Annotated in this window: 15 protein-coding genes; 5 read left to right on the top strand and 10 right to left on the bottom strand. The window is 74.9% G+C overall.

All coding sequences use genetic code 11. The features are described from left to right. Positions 1-1,084 (top strand): glycine cleavage system protein H (locus tag ACME2J_RS12370; protein WP_495545222.1); only part of this gene is annotated, 1,084 nt, incomplete at its 5' end. A gap of 29 nt (positions 1,085-1,113) precedes the next feature. Here ACME2J_RS12370 and ACME2J_RS12365 read toward each other — a convergent pair. From ACME2J_RS12365 to ACME2J_RS12355, 3 genes are all read right to left on the bottom strand, one after another. Next, entirely contained in the window at positions 1,114-1,593 is a 480-nt protein-coding gene (locus ACME2J_RS12365) for a T3SS (YopN, CesT) and YbjN peptide-binding chaperone 1 (protein ID WP_495545221.1), read from the bottom strand. A 261-nt stretch (positions 1,594-1,854) separates the two neighbouring features. Then, the gene (locus tag ACME2J_RS12360; protein WP_495545220.1) at positions 1,855-2,736 is read right to left on the bottom strand and encodes a DsbA family protein; all 882 of its coding nucleotides are present in this window, start codon (positions 2,734-2,736) and stop codon (positions 1,855-1,857) included. Positions 2,737-2,738: 2 nt separating this feature from the next. After that, positions 2,739-3,887 carry an aldo/keto reductase gene (locus tag ACME2J_RS12355; protein WP_495545219.1) on the bottom strand — a complete coding sequence of 383 codons (1,149 nt, stop codon included), beginning with the start codon at positions 3,885-3,887 and terminating at the stop codon, positions 2,739-2,741. Between ACME2J_RS12355 and ACME2J_RS12350 the strand changes: the two genes are divergently transcribed. Together ACME2J_RS12350 and ACME2J_RS12345 are read left to right on the top strand one after the other, a co-directional pair. Continuing rightward, on the top strand, positions 3,886-4,575 hold the full coding sequence (locus tag ACME2J_RS12350; RefSeq protein ID WP_495545218.1) for a leucyl/phenylalanyl-tRNA--protein transferase: 690 nt from the start codon (positions 3,886-3,888) through the stop codon (positions 4,573-4,575). The two genes, ACME2J_RS12355 and ACME2J_RS12350, sit on opposite strands and share 2 nt — an antisense overlap. Positions 4,576-4,627: 52 nt before the next feature. Next, a complete protein-coding gene (locus tag ACME2J_RS12345; RefSeq protein ID WP_495545217.1) occupies positions 4,628-5,173 on the top strand; it encodes a PH domain-containing protein in 546 nt (181 codons plus the stop codon). Between the two features lie 99 nt (positions 5,174-5,272). Here ACME2J_RS12345 and ACME2J_RS12340 read toward each other — a convergent pair whose 3' ends face one another. The 6 genes from ACME2J_RS12340 to ACME2J_RS12315 all read right to left on the bottom strand — a co-directional run bounded on the left by ACME2J_RS12340 (position 5,273) and on the right by ACME2J_RS12315 (position 12,343). Further along, a complete protein-coding gene (locus tag ACME2J_RS12340; RefSeq protein ID WP_495545216.1) occupies positions 5,273-5,821 on the bottom strand; it encodes a YqgE/AlgH family protein in 549 nt (182 codons plus the stop codon). A 64-nt stretch (positions 5,822-5,885) separates the two neighbouring features. Further along, complete coding sequence (locus ACME2J_RS12335) at positions 5,886-7,589, bottom strand: MFS transporter (RefSeq protein WP_495545215.1); 1,704 nt, start codon at positions 7,587-7,589, stop codon at positions 5,886-5,888. A 118-nt stretch (positions 7,590-7,707) separates the two neighbouring features. Further along, positions 7,708-8,580 (bottom strand): hypothetical protein, encoded by an 873-nt coding sequence (locus ACME2J_RS12330; protein ID WP_495545214.1) that lies wholly within the window; start codon positions 8,578-8,580, stop codon positions 7,708-7,710. A gap of 151 nt (positions 8,581-8,731) precedes the next feature. Next, positions 8,732-10,042 carry a TIM44-like domain-containing protein gene (locus ACME2J_RS12325; protein ID WP_495545213.1) on the bottom strand — a complete coding sequence of 437 codons (1,311 nt, stop codon included), beginning with the start codon at positions 10,040-10,042 and terminating at the stop codon, positions 8,732-8,734. 34 nt (positions 10,043-10,076) lie between these two features. Next, positions 10,077-10,733, bottom strand: coding sequence for a PilZ domain-containing protein (locus ACME2J_RS12320; RefSeq protein ID WP_495545212.1), 657 nt, complete (start codon positions 10,731-10,733; stop codon positions 10,077-10,079). Between the two features lie 47 nt (positions 10,734-10,780). Continuing rightward, entirely contained in the window at positions 10,781-12,343 is a 1,563-nt protein-coding gene (locus tag ACME2J_RS12315; protein ID WP_495545211.1) for a hypothetical protein, read from the bottom strand. A 166-nt stretch (positions 12,344-12,509) separates the two neighbouring features. On the opposite strand from ACME2J_RS12315, the gene ACME2J_RS12310 reads away from it, so the two are divergent. Both ACME2J_RS12310 and ACME2J_RS12305 read left to right on the top strand, forming a co-directional pair. Continuing rightward, positions 12,510-13,406, top strand: coding sequence for an alpha/beta fold hydrolase (locus ACME2J_RS12310; protein WP_495545210.1), 897 nt, complete (start codon positions 12,510-12,512; stop codon positions 13,404-13,406). Between the two features lie 34 nt (positions 13,407-13,440). Further along, complete coding sequence (locus tag ACME2J_RS12305) at positions 13,441-14,232, top strand: fumarylacetoacetate hydrolase family protein (protein WP_495545209.1); 792 nt, start codon at positions 13,441-13,443, stop codon at positions 14,230-14,232. A 74-nt stretch (positions 14,233-14,306) separates the two neighbouring features. Here the strand turns inward: ACME2J_RS12305 and ACME2J_RS12300 are convergent, their stop codons facing one another. Beyond that, positions 14,307-14,891 (bottom strand): ATP-dependent Clp protease proteolytic subunit, encoded by a 585-nt coding sequence (locus tag ACME2J_RS12300; RefSeq protein WP_495545208.1) that lies wholly within the window; start codon positions 14,889-14,891, stop codon positions 14,307-14,309. Positions 14,892-14,951: the final 60 nt, after the last annotated feature.

Genomic DNA, 14,951 nt, shown 5'->3' with positions numbered 1-14,951 from the left:
CCTCGCCGAGGCCGCCGCGGCCCACGGGGCGCCGCTGCCCGAGCTCGCGCGGCTCCCGCTGCGCCGCCGTCGCGCCGGGCTCGGCGAGCGTCCGCCCTGGGCGCGGCCGGTCGCGCCGGACCTCGCGCCCGGCGGCGCGATCGGCTACGAGCGCGCGTCGCACGTGTGGGTGGAGACCGCGGTCGACCACGTCGTCGTCGGGGTGACCCGCGCCTTCGCGGCGCTCATCGCCGAGGCCGACGTCCGCGTCACCGTGGCGAGCCTCGCGCCCGGCGATCACGTCGCGGCCGGGGACGTCCTCGCCCGGGTCCGGGCGGGTGACCGCACCTTCCTCGTGTGGGCGCCGGTCGGCGGCGAGGTCGTCGAGGCCGTCGATCCCGGCGAGCGCCTCCTCGTCGCGCCGGAGGGCCACGGCTGGCTCGCGCGGCTGCGCCCGACGGCGTGGGCGACGGACGCCGAGAGCCTCCTCTGGGGGCCGGGGGCGCGCCGCGAGTACCTCCTCACCGCCGGCCGCTCGCATCCCGGGCTCGACGTCTTCGCCGACGTCCGCGCCGAGCGCATCCGCGCGCTCCCGTCGGTCGGCTCGTGGGCCGAGGTCGGCGAGGCTCTGCGCGCCGCCCGCGACCGTCCCACCCCCAGGTTCCGGTCCACCGCCGAGCTCTACGACCGGCTCGGCGTCGACCTCGGGTGCGCTCTGCACGAGGACCCGGCGCTCGGCGCGCGCCTCTGCGCGCTGGGGACGACGCTCTCGTTCGTCGTCTCCGAGCCCGAGGGCCGCGTCACGATCGAGCTCCGCGGCGAGGCGCCCGTGCTGCGTCTCGGCGAGGTCGCGCAGCCTGCTCCCGGCGAGGACGCCATCGAGCTGCGGTGCCGCGCAGAGGACGCGCACCGTCTCCTGCGCGGCGACCTCGACGCCGCCGCGGCGCTGCGCGCGGGGGAGCTGCGACCGAGCGTGCCGGCGGGCCGCGCGCTCGCCGTCCTCAGCGTCCTCAAGGGCGTGCAGCGCGCGTACGCGCGACGGGCCGCTCCGGACCTCGTCCCCGCGGAGGTCGCGGCGCGGCGGCTCGGCATCCGGGCCGCCTGAGTCGCGAGCGGCTCAGCCGGGATCCGGGTTCAGTCGCCCTCGCCCTCGTCGCCGCCGCGCTCGCCGCGCGCCTCGCGCTCCTCGAGGACCTGGCGGAAGGGCTTGCCGCCGAGCTCGTGGACGAGCTCGTCGTCGAGGACCTCGGCCGAGGTCGCGACGACGCTGAGGGCGTTCATGAGCTCGTCGGCCTGGAGGCGGTCGGCGAGGAGGTCGTACTCGACGATGAGCGTGCCGTCCTCGAACGTGAACTTCGTGAAGAACGAGTTCTTGTTGAGGGTGTTGAGCCGGTTGAGCGCGGCGGCTCCGCCGGGGCCGCCCTCGTCGATGCCCTGGAGGATCGGGCTCGACAGCGTGATGACGGTGCCGTCGCGCCACGGTGAGAAGCCGATGAAGACAGCGGCGGAGTCGAAGATGAGCCGGTATCCCTGGCCGTCGTCGCGGGTCTCGAAACCGAGGCCCTCGCGGACGAGGATGCCGGCGACCTGCTCGATGCTCTGATCGCGTTCCATGGTTCCGGCGGCACACTAACCGGGTCGCTGCCGATCCGGGCGAGCCCCGGAGGGGCGCTTCTCCATGTGTGGCCCCTCGGGACCACGGGTAATCCCGACATACCGTCGCACCTCGCGTGCGACGGAGGGAGGCCCGCCGTGCAACCGCCCTCCGGTCCCCCGGGCGGACGCGGCCGGGTCTCCCAACTTCCGCGTCGACCGGCCGGCACCTCTCTGCCCCCCTCCCCGAGCGTGCCGGCCGGGGCGCGGCTCTCTCGCGCGTCAGATGCGAGGCCGCGACCAGAGCGCGTCCTGGCCGATCGGCTCCCGGTGCGCCCGGCCCGCCACGGCCGCCTCGATGAGCAGGTCCTCCGCGGACGCGTCGTCCGGCGCGGCGTTCTCGGGCGCCAGGATCTGCGCGACCTCCCGCGTCGTCACGCCGTGCGGGAAGGCCTCGAGGATCTCCCCGACATCCGCCGGCGCGGGCCGGCGCGGGAGGCCGGGGTCGAGGTTCATGACGCAGAGGTCGTAGGCCTCGAGCGGCTGGAATCCGCCGGCCTCGAGCCGGCGCCCGTCGGGGGCCGTGAACACGAGGGAGGGCGCGGTGAAGCGGACCGGCCCGTCGGTCTGCGCCGCCTTGCCCTGCGCGTGCGTCGGCCCGCCCTCGGCGCCGCGCGCCTCCTCGCGCCCGGCCTCGTAGGCGTCCCGCACCTCGGGATCGTCGATCGCGTCGACCGCTGCGTCGGCGTCGAGGCCCGCCACGCGGGCGAGCGCGACCCGCAGCGCGGCGGGGTCGTCCATGAGCAGCGACGTCGTGAACCAGCCGAACTGCAGCGCGCGGAACGCCGCGAGCTCGTGGGCGGGCTGGCGCATGCGGATCGCGATGAGCGCCCGGCACGCGGGTGAGGTCGCCATCGGGCGCTCACGCGGCGCCGTCTGGAAGGGCATGCCCCGGCGCCGGAACGACCGGTAGCCCTTCGCCATGCGCTCGGGCGTGTACCCGCGCGCGACGTACTGGGCGGCGTCCTCGGCGAGGCCGATCCACACGTGGCGCCAGCGCAGCCCCTCGCCGTAGCGCCACCGCATCGCCGTGTGGAAGGGCGAAGCGGAGTACGCCCACGGGCAGCCGGGGTCGGAGTAGTGCGTGACGTCGAGCGGCGCCACGCTCACGCGGTCGCGTGGACGTGCCGCAGCTCGTCGACGGAGACGCCCCAGCGGCGACCGGCGGCCGCGAGGTCGTCGTCGACCGGCCAGCGGTCCGCCGCGACGTCGGTGTGCTCGGGGTTGCCGCCCTTGAGGGCCATGCAGCCGGTGTTGTCGCCGATGCGCCGGATCTCCGCGATCTCCTCGGCGGAGAGACGCACCTCCGCGGGCGTCGCGGCGAGCTCGGCGCGCTTGTCCTCGACCGGCCGCGGCGCGGCGAGGAGCGACGGCGCGGCCTCCTGGATGAGCGTCGGCGCGACCATGTCGACGGCCGGGTGCGCGAGGTTCCACTGCGCCGCGAGCTGGAGCGGCGTGAGGTCGTGGCGCTCGGCGATCGGGCGCATGCGCTCGAGGCGCTCGCAGCCCTGCTCGATCCAGCCCTCCGGACGGAACCGCCGGTGATCGAAGTCGCGGAACGGGTGGCCGGGCTTCACGTCGTCCCAGAAGATGCCGCCGAAGTCGACGACGCGCGTGATGAGCCGGATCCCGTGGCGCTCGGCGGCCTCGAGGACGTACTCGCCGGGCCACGGCTCCATCGGGTTGAGGATGACCATCGCCCAGTCGATGACGTCCCCGAAGCGCTCGAAGCAGCGCAGGACGTCGAGGGTGAAGCCGTTGGCCGGGCCCGGGGCGACGCCGATCTGCGTCGCGAGTCCGGCCTCCTTGACGGCGGCCATCCCCTCCCACACCCGCTCGTCGTGGTAGCCCGAGTGGTCGGGGTTGTGGAGCATCAGGAGGTCGAAGCGGTCGACGCCGACGCGCTCGAGCGAGCGCTCCGTCGCCATCCGCACGTAGCCGCTCCACTCCTCCGGCGCGCGCAGCCGGGGGTCGGTGAAGCGCGGGAAGCCCTTGGCCCCCTCGCGCTCGCCCTCGTAGAAGTCGTGGCCGATCGCGCCCGCGATCCACACGGAGTCGCGCGGCACGCCGCGCAGCGCGCGCCCGAGCACGCTGTCGGCCTCTCCGGCGCCGTAGGCGTCGGCGGTGATGACCGCGGGGATGCGCGCGTCGGGACGCAGGAGCGCCTCGAGGCGCTCGTCGTCGAGGGGCTCGCCGAAGTGCATGAAGCGCCCGCCACTCCAGGTGCCGAGCGCGACGTGGGAGGGGTCGACCATGACCTTCATCGTACGGCTCGCGATCATGGGGGACGTGGACGAGGAGCTCCCGCTCGACGACGTGCTCTCGATGTACGCCTCCGGCTGGTTCCCGATGGACGACGAGGAGCGGCCCGGCGAGCCGCTGCCGTGGTACGCACCGGAGGAGCGCGGCGTGTTCGATCTCGACGAGGCGTCGCTCGACGTCGCGCGCCGTGCGGTCCGCCGCAGCCTCCGCCGCCCGGAGGCGGAGCGGTGGCGCCTGCGTCTCGACGGCGCCTTCGCGGAGACCATCGCGCGCTGCTCGGTCCCGCGCGGGGAGGACGACGGGGTCTGGCTCACCCCGCGGATGGCGCGGCTGTACAGCCGCCTGCACGCGGCGGGCGCCTGCCACTCGATCGAGCTCTGGGACCCCGAGGACGGGCTCCTCGCCGGGACCGTCGCCGTGATGCTCGGCCGCGCCGCGTTCCTCGAGTCGATGTTCCACCGTCGCCCGCACGCCGGGAACGTCATGCTCGTCCGGGCCCTCGAGCTGCTCTCCCGCAGCGGCGCGGAGCTGTGCGACATCCAGATGACGACCCCGCACACCGAGCGCCTCGGAGCGCGCGCGATCTCGCGCTGGCAGTACATGGCGCGGCTGCAGTCCGCCCTCGAGGGGGTCGGCGACGACGGTCCGTCCCTCCCGCCCGGGGCGCGCCGGATCGGGTGAGCGGGGGAGATTCCCCTCGCGCGGGCCGGGCGCGCCGGGGTACAGTCCCCGCATGGACCTCAGTCCCGGTGAGTCGATCATCTACCGCGGGCATCCGTCCTGGCGATCGACGCTCGGCCTCTACATCAAGGGGCTGCTCGTCTGCGCGCTGCTCGGGGCGATCGCCGCGGCCGTCACCGCCGTCGTCGACGACGAGGTGAGCGTCGGCTGGGTCGTCATCGTCGCGGGCGCGGCGCTCGTCGTGCTCCTCGTCCTCGGCTACGTGAAGCGGATGGCGACCGAGTACACGATCACGACCCGCCGGCTCCACATCCGCCGCGGCATCCTCAACCGCACGACCGAGGAGACGCGGGTCGAGCGGGTGCAGAACACGAACACGTCGCAGTCGCTGCTCCAGCGCCTCCTCAAGGTGGGCACGGTCGACTTCGACGTCGCGAGCGACGAGCGCGCCGGGCTCTTCAAGTTCTCGGGGGTCGAGAACCCCCAGGAGGTCGTCCGGGCGATCGACCGCGCGACGACCGGCGAGCAGCGCGAGCCCGTCGAGAGCTCCGCGCCCGGCGACGACGAGACGCGCGAGCCCGTCAGAGACGGGCTCTGAGCGCACGTCGCGCCCATCCCTCCTGACGTTCCTCACGCCTGGCGTGAGGAACGTCAGGGAGGATGGGGCACGTCGGGCGCCGCGGGCGTCCGCCCGGCGTCAGTTGACCGACGGGTCCTCGGGCTGGCGGGCGAGCACGGCGTAGGCGCCGCCCTTGCGCTCGAGCACCTCGGACCACAGATGCTTGGGATCGCCGGCGAAGACGTCGTCCGGCCGGCCGTCGACGACGATCCACGCGCCGTCGTCGAGCTCGGAGTCGAGCTGACCCGGACCCCAGCCGCTGTGCCCGGCGAAGACCCGCGCCCGGCGCGTCGCCCCGACGAGCACCGCGAGGTCCCCGTCGGCCGGGAGGAAGCCGAGATCGCCGAGGATGACGTCGGCCGCGAGCGACGTGTCGTTGAACTCCGCGAGGACCATGACCGCCTGGTCGCCGACGGGTCCGCCGACGAAGATCGGCTCGTCGTCGCCGACGAGGGCCTCGAGGTCCTCGACGGCCTCGGCGACGAGCGCCTCCGCCGGGCGGTTGAGGACGAGGCCGAGCGCGCCGTCCTCTCCGTGCTCGGCGACGAGGACGACCGACCGCGAGAAGTTCGGGTCCCCCAGCGTCGGGGACGCGACGAGGAGCTTGCCCTTCAGACTGGCACTCACGATCGCGGGCATTCTACGAAGGGCGGGCGGTCCGGCGTCCCCACCCCCGTCGCGCGGCCGTCCCTCAGCCGCCGAAGAGGAACGACTGCACGATGCTCCCGAGCGACCTCGGGTTCTCCCCGTAGCGGTCCTCGAAGCGGTCGGCGTCCTCGCCGCGGGCGAGGGCGAGGACGAGCTCCTCGCGGCTCGACCCGTAGCCGCACGCGGTGCGGTCGAGGGCCTCGATCGCGCGGTCCTGCACGAAGCCGCTGAGACCGCCCGTCTCGGGCAGCTCGCGCTCCTCGCAGGGGTCCTGGAGCCGGACGGGCGCCGGCTCACGGGCATCGCGCTCGCTCGCGTACACCGCGGGAGCGATCGCCGCCAGCGCGACGGAGACGCCGAGCGCCGCGCCCGCCGCCGTCGACGGCCGCGGCGCGACCGGGGCGAGCGCGAGCGCCGCGAGGATCGCGAAGGCGCCGGTGACGAGGAACGCGACCTCGAACGACTCGCCGACCGCGGCGATGAGCGTCTCGTCGATCTGCGCGGCCATGACGTCGAACTCGCCGACGTTCTCGTCGAGGACGCTCGGCCGCTCGCGGTCGAGGGCCGCGAGGAGCTCCCCGCGCGGGTCGGCGCTGTCGACCGAGCCGAGGAGCGCCGGGGCGAGCGTGAGCTTGTCCTGCGGCGGCAGCCGGGCGTCGAGCGCGACGGCGACGCCGCGCTCGCGGGCGGTCTGCGTCGCGTCCTCGAGGCGCTCGGCGGTGATCGGCGCGAGGATCGCGAGCGCGATCGCGATGCCCGCGTGGCGGGCGGTGAGGAGGCGGGCCGCGTCCCGCGCGTCGCGCTCGGGCAGCAGCTCGCCGCCGAGCGCCGGGAGGGCGAGGCCCATGCCGAGGCCGGCGAGGATCTGGGGCGGGACCGTCCAGAGCAGCCGGTCGTCGGGGAGGAAGGCGAGCGAGAGCGTCCCGGCGCCGACGAGGAGGCAGCCGCCGATCGCGCGGTGCGCGGCGCTCCCGCCGAACCGCGAGCCGACGAGGGCGGCCGCGGGGAGGACGGTGACGGTGACCGCGGCACGCAGCGGCTCGACGCTCCACCCGGCGACGAGGAGGAGGACGAGGAGGAAGAGGACCGCGCTGAGCGCCGCCGAGACGAGCGCCAGGCCGACGAGCGGCGCGGCCCGCCACGCCGGGACGCCGGGCGCGGGCGCCGGGCGGCGCTCCGACTCGAGCGCACCGGGGCGTGCGGGGTGGAGCACGCGGGCGTTCCAGCACGCGAGCGCGGCGAGGCCGACGACGGGGACCTGCGCGTAGAAGATCGCCCGCCAGTCGAAGGCCTGGGTGAGGGCGCCGCCGAGGGCGGGTCCGAGCGCCGCGGAGAGCACCGCGGCACCGAGCCAGAGCCGGCGGGCGTGCCCGGCCGGGTGCGCGCCCATGTCGCCCTCGAGGAGCGCGAAGACGGCGACGAGCGTCGCCGCGCCGCCGATCGCCTGGACAGCGCGCGCGACGAGGAGGACGCCCATCGCGTCGGCGGCGCCGCACGCGAGCGAGGCGGCGCCGAAGAGCGCGAGACCGGCCGCGCCGACGTGCGCGGGGCCGAGGCGCCGCTGGAGCCGCTCGAGGGGGACGAGGGCGGCGGCGAGGACGACGGTGTAGACGCCGATGACGGCGGCGACGCCCTCGACGGACGTGTCGAGCTCGACGAGGACGTCCGGGAGGGCGAGGGTGACGATCGACGCGTCGGCGAGGGCGAGGCCTGCCGCGACCGCGAGGAGGAGGGAGCGGGCGCTCACACCGCCATTCTGACGGGCGCGTGCGGCCCGGGCGCCGGGCGGCGCGCGCCAGGGGCCCCCGAGCACGACGAGGGGGCGCCGTCGGGCGCCCCCTCGGTGCTCGGAGCTGTCGTCGCGCTCAGCAGTGCCCGACGATGTTGAACGAGCGATCGGCGGGGGTGCCCGTCGAGTCGAACGTCCGGACCGTGACGGTCGTGTTGCCGCCGGCGACCGCCTGCGCGACCGTGATCTCGCCCGGGTCGGTGCCCACGAGCGTCGAGCCGAAGCCGCACTTCGTCAGATCGCCGGTGAAGCCGACGGTGTAGACGCCGGTGCCGGTCCTCGCGACGCCGCCGCTCGTGACGCCGCGCGTCTCGCCGGCCGTGCCGTCGCCCGCGACCTGCGCGAACTTCGCCTGCAGCTCGGTCGAGTCCTTGCCGTCGACGGTGTCGGCGTCGAGGCCGCTCTTCGCGCGCGCCGTGGCGACGATCTCCTCGGCGTTCGCGCCGTCGACGCGATCGGCGTTGAGCCCGGTCGCGACGCCGGTCGCGTTCGTGACGAACGGCTTCTTCGTGTCGCCGCCGGTGCCGGCAGTGATGGCGCCGACGATCGGCCCGTTCCCCGAGTTGAACTCGAAGGCGTAGCCCGTCGAGAGGTTGTTCGCGCGCAGGCACGGCTCCTGCGGCGGGTTGGCGGCGGTGCCGCCGACCTTCGAGCGGCAGCCGTAGATCGCGCCGCCGCCGGACTCCGAGAGGTTCGACTGGCGCGTCGCGTAGCCGCCCTTCTGGCCGCCCGAGGCGTTGATGTTCGCGACGATCTCGGTCTCGGACGTCGTCGTGCCGTTGCGGACGCCCTCGCGCAGAGGATCGCCGGTGGCGGCGACGCCGAAGGGCGTGATCCCGAGGACTGCGATGCCGGTCGCGATCACGACGGCCCGGGTGCGCGGCGCCTTGCCGCCGAGCGGCAGGCGGTCCCGCAGGGCCTTCCGGCCCGGCTCGTTCGGCTCGTGCATGCTTGCTCCCTGGTCGGTTACGGGGCTGCGGGTCGCTACCGGGTCGCCTGAGCGCCGAAACGCGACGTCCGCTCCGCTTCGCTGTGCGACGCGGATGCGCCCAGCGGTCGCGGCGATCCGGAACGCCCGGGGGAGGCGCGGCGAGAGCCGGTTACGCCGTGACCGGGCCGCCGGAGGCCGCGAGGCGCCACGGCTGCTCGTCGGGACCGTCGAGCGCGAGCGTCCAGCGCTCGGTGAACGTCGTCTCCCGGTCGCGGCTCCCGGCGAGGAGCGCGAGCGTGTCGCGGTCCTCGACGTACCGGCGGCCGCGGACGCTGAGGACGACGTGCATGCGCGCGGGCGCCGCCTCGGCGTCGAGACGGTCGATGTGCACGCGCTCGATCGTCGCCCCGCGGACGACGACGCGCGTGCGCTCGCTCTCGTCACCGCCGTAGAGGAGCGCCCGCGCGGCGGCCGGGTCGGCGATCTCGAGGAGCGGGCCGTCGTCGCCGTCGACGGCCTCGATCCAGGCGACGACGACGCGGCGGGCGGCGATCTCGAGGACGTCGGGGGCGAAGCGCCCGTCGGCGAGCGCGAGGTCGAGCGCCTGCGCACGCGTGTCGTCGGCGAGGTCGACGTCGACGAGCTCCTTCGTCGTGAAGCCGGGAAGCGCCGCGGCCGCGACGGCGTCCTCGACGCGCGCCTCCTCGAAGAGCGCGGCGTCGTCGGACCACGGCGAGGCGATGATCGCCGCGTCGAGGTGGTGGACGCCCTCGCTGCCGGCCTCGATCGCGACGAGGACCCAGCGGTCGTCGACCCGCGCGAGCGTCCACCACTCCGAGAGGGACACCGTCTCGGAGGACGCCCCGTTGCGGAGGATCGTCGCCCCGTGGCGGTCGATGACCTTGTCGACGAGCGTCGCGGACATCCACAGGACGACGCGGTCCTCCGCGTCGTCCTCGCGGTTGACGAGCCCCACGTACTCGACGGTCGGGCCGTCCTGCACCTCGACGACGTTCTTCCAGCCCTTCCGCGCGAAGTCGTCGAGCCGGCGCTCCCACTCGACCATGAGGTCCTCGCCGACGAGCCGGCGGAGCGCCGCGCGGTCGTCACGGCCCCATGCGCCCTGGACGTCGCGGAAGAGGGTGGCCGCCGCGGCGACGACGTCGTCGGCGGCGAAGTACGCGTCGTCCTCCGCTGCCTCGGCGCTCGCGCGCGTCACCGCCTCGATCCGCTCGCGCTTCTTGCGCTGGAAGCGCATCGCCTGGATGACGGCGACGACCGCGATGAGCGCGATGACGCCGAAGATGCCGGCGAGGATGATCGCGTCGACGAGGCCGAAGTCGCCGCTGCCGCCGCTCGAGCCGCCGAAGCCGCCGCTGCTCCCTCCTCCGCCGCTGAAGCCGCCCCCTCCGCCGCCGAACCCGGAGGAGCCGCCGCCCGCGGCGGCGAGGACGAGACCGACGAGGCCGAGCGTGGGCATGACGCGATCCTGCCACGTCCGGCGGGGGCGCGGCTCAGTGGGGCTCGGCCGCTCGCCGCGCCGCGATCTCGCCCTGCCGGCGCAGCTCGAGATGCCGCTCGAGCCTGCGGGCCTCCACGGCCCCGAGCGGGTCGAGGCGGATGCCCGCGAGACCGTCCTCGGAGGTCCGCACGACGCGCCCGCTCGCCCCGAGGGGGACGCCGGAGCCGAGCTCGAGGACGATCCGCACGCGCTCGCCGGGCCGGAGCTTCCCGTCGTCCTCGACGAGCACCCCGCCGGCGGAGATGTCGCGCGTGCGCAGATCGAGCCACCCCGCGCCGAAGCGCTCCGGGACGACCGTGACGGGACGGATCGCGTCGACGCGGTCGTGGAGCCGTCGCTGGGGCGGCACCCCGGGCGGCGCCTCCGGCTCGTCCGCGGGCTCGGGCACGTCGGTGAGGAGCTGGACGACGCCCTCGCGGATGCAGCCCTCCTCGTCGGGGACGGCCCGCAGCGTCCCCTCGACCGACAGGCTCCCGTCGCCGCCGGCGGGACGGACGCGGCAGCGGCGGCCGTGGAGGAAGCGGACGGGGAGCGGCGCCGCGGCCACCGGGGTGAGGACGAGCTCGGCCGCACCCGGCACCGCGCGCGCGACGACGGCCTCGCGCCGGCCGGCGCCTTCGATCATGAGATGGACGCGCTCGCTCGACATCGACTCCCCTATCGGCACCCGGCGCCGCGCTTTGAGAGCGGGCGCACCTAGCGGACGGAGACCCGACCGCCGTCGGGCTGCCACGCCCACAGCTTCTGCCAGTCCGGGTCGAAGACGCCGACCTTCACCCGCCACGTCCCGCGGGGCGCGTCGGAGGGCAGCCGGAAGCGGGCGGTGTAGCGGCGCGTCTTGCCCCGGCGCAGGCGCTGGGACCGGAAGGGCACCTGACGGGTCGGGGTCCGGGCGCCGGGACGGTAGAGCTGCACGGCGACGAGGCCCCGCGCGGTGTCGCGCGCCGTCACGCGGACGTCGACGCGGAGGGTCCGGCCCCGCTGGACGGAGCGGGAGCGAGGACGGGACCGGATGCGCATCCGCGGCGTCGACGTGCGCCGCTTCACGCGGCTCGGCCGGCGGGTCGCGCCGGGGAGGCGGGTGGCCCCGCGATCGGCGTAGCCGCGCGCGAGACGCGCGAAGAGCCCGCCGTCGTCGTCGCGGCCGTCGCCGTCGTCGTCGCACGCGCAGGTCGCGTCGCCGAACGCCTTGCCGAAGAGGAGCGCCACGACGCCCGCGTCGAGATAGCGGCGGCGCACCTCGGCTCCGCCGGATCCGAGGAGCGTCTCGACGCGGTTGTCGCGGTAGCGCTTGGGCGTGTCGTCGAGGCTCTCGTTCCCGAGCGGGATCTGCCAGAGGACGACGCGCTTGCCGGTCCGCGAGCTCACGCCGGCGAGGTAGCGGGCGTGACGCCGGAAGTCCTCGGCGTCCCACACGCTGCGGCCGCCGTCGCCCTCGCGGACGCGCGCGTAGCCGTTGTCGACGTCGTCGAACTCGGCGACGACGAGGTCCCACTCGCGCGTGAGGCGCTGCTGGAAGCGCGCGGAGCGCAGCGCGAGCTCGTCGATGCGAGCGTCGGAGGGGTCGCTGTCGGCGAGGTCGTGGCCGGTCCCCCAGTCGCTGAGGTGGTAGCCGAGGAGGACGTTCGGCGCGTGGCGGTCCCGCAGGCGCACGACCGCCCGCGCGAGACCCTCCGCCGTGTCCGGGAGCCCGCGGGTCTCGTGGACCCCGGTGGCCGAGACGGCGACGGGCACCGTCTTGGGGTCGTCGTCGCGGGCGGCGCGTTGGAGGTAGCCCCAGAGATCGGGCTCGACGTGCAGGACGGTCGTCCGCCGCGTGCGGCCCATCTCCCGCAGGGCGACCCGCAGGTCGCGGAGCCAGGCGCGCATGGTGTCCCGCGAGGCGAGGTTGGCGAAGACGCCGTCGACCTCCGGCCGGTCCCGGCCGGGGAGCGACTCGCGCAGCTGGTAGAGGCTGAACACCGGCGTGAACCCGTGGTCGGCGCTGTCCTCGACGAATCCGCCGACGAACGACCCGTCGCCCTGCGCCCAGCTCTGCCAGCCGCTACCGGTGTTGGCGCCACCCGAGAGGTAGTGGTAGCGGAGGCCGAGCGGGATCCGGTCGCGCAGCGCCGCGGCGCCGTGCTCCGCGTCGCGCATCCCGAGCTGGAGGGTCGAGAAGGGCCATGCGGCCGGGATCGCGGCGCGGGCGGAGGCGTGGCCGGGTGCCACGAGACCGAGGAGGAGCGCGAGGAGAAGGGCGAGGGCGGCCGCCGGCAAGCGCATCCTCCACGGTCCATCGGCAGCACCTGCGAGACTCTTGAGAGGGATATGAGCGTTGACGCGCCCAACCGTGTGGCGATCCTCACGAGTTTGGGGAAGCGTTCAATATGACTGGACGTCAGCGTTCAGTTCCGCAGGGCAAGCTGCCGATGACAGGGACGCGATGACCGACCTCCGAGCACATGTCGCTCGACCGCGGGAAGCGACCGTCGAGGACCTGCGTCTCGACGGGGGTCATCGGCTCCGGGTGCGGCGCTGGGAGGGCACGGGGCGACCCCTCGTCCTCCTCCACGGGCTCATGGACGACAGCGAGGGCTGGACCGACCTCGCGCGGACGACGCACCGGCCGTGTCTCGCGATCGACCTCCCCGGCTTCGGGGGCTCGGATCTGCCGACGCGCCCGCGCATCAGCGCGTACGCCGAGGCGATCGTCGAGGGCCTGGAGCAGCTCGACGTCGACGGCTGCACGCTCGTCGGGCACAGCCTCGGCGGCGCGGTCGCGACCGGCGTCGCCGAGCGGACGACGGCCGTCCACGCCCTCGCCCTGCTCGCGCCCGCGGGCTACGGCCGGATCCGGCTCTCGGAGTTCGTCACGCTCCCCGGCGTGCAGCAGGTGACCGAGGCCGCGCTCCCGCTCGCGCTCGTCAACCCGCTCGCCGTCACGGCGGCGTACTCGACGATGGTCGCCCACCGGCGCCTGCCGTCCGGCGACCTCATGCAGCGGCTGCGCCGGCGGGCCTGGCGCTCGGGCCCCGGCGTGCGGACCGCTGCGCAGGCGATCGCCGCGTCGGGTCGATCGGACAACGCCTTCTTCAAGCGGCAGGTCGCCTTCTCGGGCCCCGTCGCCGCGCTGTGGGGCGAGCACGACGCGCTCGTCGACCCTGCGCACGCCGACGCGCTGAGCAGCGCGCTGCCGCAGGCCCACGTCGAGATCTGGGACGGGATGGGGCACCACCCGCAGCGCGAGCGCCCCGGCGACCTCGCGCGGTACATCGAGCGCCACGCCGCCCGCGGCCGCTCGCTCGCGCCGCGCCGCCGGAGCCACCTCCTCGCCGCGTGACGCGCGCCCGCGCGCGCGACTAGCCTGCCGGGCCATGAAGCTCGCGACCTTCGCGCCGCCCGGCGGCGACCCCGTGTCCGGTGAGGTGCGCGGCGACGAGGTCGTCGCGTTCGCCGACTCCGCGACGGTCCTCGACCGGCTCGCGAGCGGCGACCGCACGTCGGCGAGCGGCGCGTCGTTCGCGCTCTCCGAGGTGACGCTCCTCGCGCCCGTCCCGCGTCCGCGCGCGATCTTCGGGATCGGCCTCAACTACGCCGCGCACGCCGCCGAGCAGGGCAAGGAGGCTCCGGAGCGCCCGATCGTCTTCATGAAGCTCCCCACGAGCTCCGTGGGGCCGTCCGGCCCGGTCGTGTGCCCGCCGGTCGTCCGCCGGCTCGACTACGAGGGCGAGCTCGCGATCGTCATGGGCGCCGGCGGCGAGATCGCCGGCTACGCCGTCGCCGACGACGTCAGCGCGCGCGACCTCCAGCGCCGCGAGGCGCAGTGGACGCGCGCCAAGGGCTTCGACACCGCGTGCCCGTGGGGGCCGTGGGTGACGACGGCCGACGAGGTCCCGAACCCGGAGGACCTCGCCCTGCGCACCTGGGTGAACGGCGAGCTGCGCCAGGACGCCCGGACGAACGACCTCATCTTCGGCGTCGAGGAAGTCGTCGCGTTCATCCGCGAGACCTGCACGCTCGAGCCGGGCGACCTCATCCTCACCGGGACGCCGAGTGGCGTCGGCATGGCGATGGACCCGCGGGTCTTCCTCGAGGACGGCGACGTCGTGCGGATCGAGATCGAGTCGCTCGGCGCGATCGAGCACCCGGTCCGCATCCCGGGCTGAGCGCCCGCGGCGGTGAGTGTGGATCGACCCGGCTCTCAGCCGGGTCGATCCACACTCACGCCCGGAGCGGCGGGTCAGTGCTCGGTGATGACCCGATCGATGAGGCCGTACTCCTTCGCCTCCTCGGGCTTGAAGAAGCGGTCGCGCTCCATGTCCGTGTGGATCTGCTCGAGTGACTGGCCGGTGTGCTTCTCGTAGATCTTCTCGAGGGTCGCGCGCGTCTTGAGGATCTCGCGGGCGTGGATCTCGATGTCCGACGCCTGGCCCTCGTAGCCGGGGGAGGACGGCTGGTGGATGAGGATGCGGCTGTTCGGGAGCGACATGCGCTTGCCCGCGGCGCCGCCCATGAGGAGCAGCGAGCCCATCGACATCGCGATCCCGCAGCAGATCGTCGAGACGTCCGGCTTGATGAACTGCATCGTGTCGTAGATCGCGAGACCCGCCGACACCGACCCGCCCGGCGAGTTGATGTAGAGCGAGATGTCCTTCTCCGGGTCCGAGGACTCGAGATGCAGGAGCTGGGCGACGACGAGGTTGGCGATCGTGTCGTCGACCGGCTGCCCGAGGAAGATGATCCGCTCGTTGAGCAGCCGGCTGAAGATGTCGTACTCGCGCTCGCCGCGAGCGGAGCGCTCGACCACGGTCGGGACAAGAGGCATGGAGGGCACCCTAGCGGAGCGGCGGACCCGCCCCCTCGGGGGGTTGGCCGCCGGTGCTGC

Source organism: Paraconexibacter sp. (assembly GCF_059438195.1).
Note: the sequence above shows the minus strand (reverse complement) of the source record. Positions and strands in the feature narration are given on the sequence as shown.